This window comes from Synechococcus sp. R55.7, assembly GCF_047461955.1.
Lineage (GTDB): Bacteria > Cyanobacteriota > Cyanobacteriia > Thermostichales > Thermostichaceae > Thermostichus.
Genome location: NZ_JANSIC010000015.1, coordinates 1 through 2,910 on the forward strand (window position 1 = coordinate 1; position 2,910 = coordinate 2,910).

The 2,910-nt window shown below is 61.3% G+C and carries 4 protein-coding genes and 1 pseudogene; all 5 read right to left on the minus strand.

Annotated elements, in window-relative coordinates; translation table 11 throughout:
* Positions 1-230 (minus strand): photosystem I assembly protein Ycf4 (locus NW820_RS01695; protein ID WP_414406511.1); only part of this gene is annotated, 230 nt, incomplete at its 3' end.
* A gap of 311 nt (positions 231-541) precedes the next feature.
* Complete coding sequence (locus NW820_RS01700) at positions 542-1,609, minus strand: S-layer homology domain-containing protein (RefSeq protein WP_414406512.1); 1,068 nt, start codon at positions 1,607-1,609, stop codon at positions 542-544.
* Positions 1,610-1,654: 45 nt separating this feature from the next.
* Positions 1,655-1,969, minus strand: coding sequence for a DUF3181 family protein (locus tag NW820_RS01705; protein WP_011433076.1), 315 nt, complete (start codon positions 1,967-1,969; stop codon positions 1,655-1,657).
* Between the two features lie 65 nt (positions 1,970-2,034).
* Positions 2,035-2,664 (minus strand): hypothetical protein, encoded by a 630-nt coding sequence (locus tag NW820_RS01710; protein WP_414375420.1) that lies wholly within the window; start codon positions 2,662-2,664, stop codon positions 2,035-2,037.
* A 35-nt stretch (positions 2,665-2,699) separates the two neighbouring features.
* Positions 2,700-2,910: pseudogene (locus NW820_RS01715) on the minus strand (hypothetical protein); the annotation flags it as partial.

Genomic DNA, 2,910 nt, shown 5'->3' on the forward strand with positions numbered 1-2,910 from the left:
AGCACCCCGTAAAAGAGCATGGCAATGCCCTGGGGAATAAACACCAGGCTGGCGGGATCGGAAAAGGGGAGCAAATTGCGGTGGAGATAGCTGGAAAGGCCGGCCAAGGTAAAGCCCAGCCCTCCCCCCGTCAGCGCCACCGCCCAAAAGTACACGCTGGGCCGCCGCGACCCAATCACGGTGTAGCGCAGCAGATCGGCAGAACGGATTTCAGGAACAATGGCGGACACAGTTGGGATCCCTGCAGGTTTTCCAAGGCTGGCTTCCCCCATTCTATAGGCTATGGGCGGCAAGGGTTTTCCCCAGCAGAGGGGCGCTCAGGGGACTGGCAAGAGCTAGAGCCGCCTGGGGAATGGGGGCGGAAGTCCTCTGCGCTGTACAGCCCCTCTCCCGAAGGGAGTTAGGGATAGTTTTTATTGTTATGGCTCCTTTTGCTCCTTGTAAGAGCCGTAGCAGGGATCCCTGCTGGAGCTCTGAGGTGTTCCATCTGCTGATAAAACTTGGACAGTATACGCCGATGGGATCCTCGCTCACTTCAGGGTTAGGGCTTACCCGGCGTGACGATCCTACCCTCTCCTGGGGCGACTTCTGGGGGGTTGGGTCGGGTCTGCCCAGGGGGCTCATCAGCAGCATCCGAGGGAGAGGCAGGGGTGGGATCCGGCTCGGGAGAAGCCGTCTGCTCCGGTTCTGCGGCAGGGGGAGAAGGCTGAGGCTCAGGGGTTGGGTCTGGCAAGGCTGGCGGCTGGGGTATGGCGTCTTGGGCCGTTCGTTCCCCAAAAGCCGACAGGGCGATGGCGGCTTCCCCGCGGCTGACCGGCTCGAAGGGGTTGAAGGTGCGGATGGGGCCAAAGGTGCGCAGCACGGTGGAGGCATTCTCTAGGCTGCGATCGGCTACCAGAGCAGGAATGGCTTCAGGAGGAATTTGCGCCGCATCGGTAAACCCCCAGCGCTCTTCCAGCTCTGCTCGGGATCCCTTGATCTGGCCGGGAGGTAAGTCCAGAGGCACCTTCATGCGGATCAACTCTGCCCGCGACAGCAGGCTGTTGGGGCGAAACTCTCGATTGGCATCTCCGGCAATTATGCCGGCAGCTCCCAGGGCTTGAATGTAGCGAAAATTGGGATCCTCTTCCGGCACATCCAAAAAGAGGGGGCGTTCCGAGGGGGATCCCAGGCGGATTTGCCGGCTGGGCTCATCGGCGTGGATGGCGTTGTTGGCCAGCACCAGCCAACGGGCAAATTCTCCGCGACGAACGCTGCGCTGCGGCTGAAATTCGCTGCTGGAGATATCGGCAAAAACTCCCAACCGATCCAGGTATCCCACCGAACGAGCCACCAGAGATCCGGGCTCCAAGTCTGTAAAGCGGCTGCTGTCCTGGCTGGGCAGAGGTGAAGAGGGGGCGGGAGCAGTGGGGATCGAGATAGAGGGTGGGATGGATCCCGGCGAAGGTTGAGGCGAGGGAGGTGCCAGCGGCTCAGGTTGGGCTGTGGGCAGACCTACTGGGCGTACAGCGCGCTCCAGCCGTTCTCCCCACTCGGTTCCCTGACAGGCCGACAACAGCCAGAGCAGCGGAATAAGGCTGCCGAGCTTGAGCCAGGGGCCAGGCCGCATAGGTTTAGACTGATGATGCACCGCTCTACCTTTCTCTATTGGTCTCTATTGGGCCCATTTGCGGCTGAACTCCTCCAGCACGTCCAGCAGGTTAAGCAGGCTTTGCATCGGCAGGAGATCGGCCAGGGGCAATTCTTTGCGCCCACCCCCCACTTTCACCGGGATCCCTTGCAAGATCTCTGTGACGGCGTCCTCATCCACCTTGCCTGCCATCACCTGGGGTGCCAGTCGCTCCGCCAAAAGGGTATGCAGGTGGGCATCGCGCAGGTAAAGATGCCAGCGGGCCACATCGATGTAAACTTCTTTACCAATGGCAGCAGCTAATTGCTCAATGTCTGGGTTGCTGGGCACTTTGGCCATCCCTCAGCTCCGTTGGTGGTCGCGTCTGCCCCTCCCTCAGATCATAACCCGAACCCAAGGACTCCTCAGGGAGGGCTGGCAGCAGAGCGGTCGGGTAGAGGTAGGGCGAAGTTCTCTTGCAGCTGCCGCAGCATCAACAGGTGTTCCAGAGCTAGGCGATCCCGTTCTGTCCGCAACTGGCTCAGTTGGGCCTGAATTTGGCGGATATCGGCCTCGTCGGAGTCCCAGGTTTGCAAAAGGCGGTAGAGGCGCTCTTGTTGGTTGGCAATTTGCCGGTTTAGGCGGGCTAGACGGCGGCTGAACTCCACATCCATTTCCTCTGCCAGCTCGGGATCCGGCAGCAGGGCCAAGCGATCCCAATGGATGCCCAGGTCGGCCAAGCTTGGCGGGGGCGGATCCAACTCCTTGAGAAGGGGGAAGTCCGGAAAGGGCGATAGCTCCGTCTTGGGAGGGGCCCATTGGTTTTGATCGGGGGCAGGGGTGAGACGGGATCCGGGTGAAGGCAGGTTTGTGGGCTGGGGGGCAGGCTCCTGTCCACTGGGAGAGGAGTGCAACTGCTTCGGACTCCGTCCCGCCGGCGCGGACGGCGTTGCCAGATGGCTACTGCTGGGATCTGCCTGGGCCGACAGGGATCCCAGACTGCATAGCCAAAGGCAGACTCCTAGCCCACAAGCCCAGCGAACTGCTTTTTCCACCCTGCGCTCCTCAGTCTTTCTCAAGCCTGCTCAGGTCATTCCCAGCCCACCTCGGCCCTGGTCGCGTTGGCGGGGCGAGATCCACGGTTGGGGATTGCCTCAAACAAAATCGAGTAGGCATCTTGCTTTTGCCCCGGCTCGAAAAGATAGCGTTGGGCAACACGAGCAGAGGCAGGCACGATGGCCACGCGCACCGGCGGATCTTCCAGCGATACCAAAGGCTGGGGATGAGACCAACGCCATCCC

Coding starts and splice junctions, on each gene's coding strand:
- NW820_RS01700 (WP_414406512.1), bottom strand. CDS start 1,609: ATGCGGCCTGGCCCCTGGCTCAAGCTCGGCAGCCTTATTCCGCTGCTC.
- NW820_RS01705 (WP_011433076.1), bottom strand. CDS start 1,969: ATGGCCAAAGTGCCCAGCAACCCAGACATTGAGCAATTAGCTGCTGCC.